This window comes from Limosilactobacillus viscerum (assembly GCF_947387525.1).
In the GTDB taxonomy this organism is placed as follows: domain Bacteria; phylum Bacillota; class Bacilli; order Lactobacillales; family Lactobacillaceae; genus Limosilactobacillus; species Limosilactobacillus viscerum.
Map to the genome: position 1 here is coordinate 1 of NZ_CANDNW010000087.1, position 260 is coordinate 260.

Annotated in this window: 1 protein-coding gene; it reads right to left on the bottom strand. The window is 41.5% G+C overall.

What is annotated here, in order from left to right:
• The coding region (locus QOS07_RS09385) for a transposase (protein ID WP_408613368.1) at positions 1-260 on the bottom strand (260 nt) is incomplete at both ends.

Below are 260 nucleotides of genomic sequence, written 5' to 3' on the forward strand. Positions count from 1 at the left end.
TTGTCAGAGGTTATTGTCTTAAAGATGCGATAGTAAGCATCTGTGCCCATTTTCTGGCGTAAATTTATAAAGAACTGATTTACTGCATGCGCAGTTTTACCAGCAATTTTACTCGTGATATTAACTCGTGAAAGGCGATCAGTCATTACTAGTACAACACTGTCATTACCGTTTTTCTGTCCCTGAACTGTATCTAGTTCCCAATGGCCAATTTCGGACCGTTGGTCCGCAGTTTGAGGTCGTTGAGCAATATTAGGCCC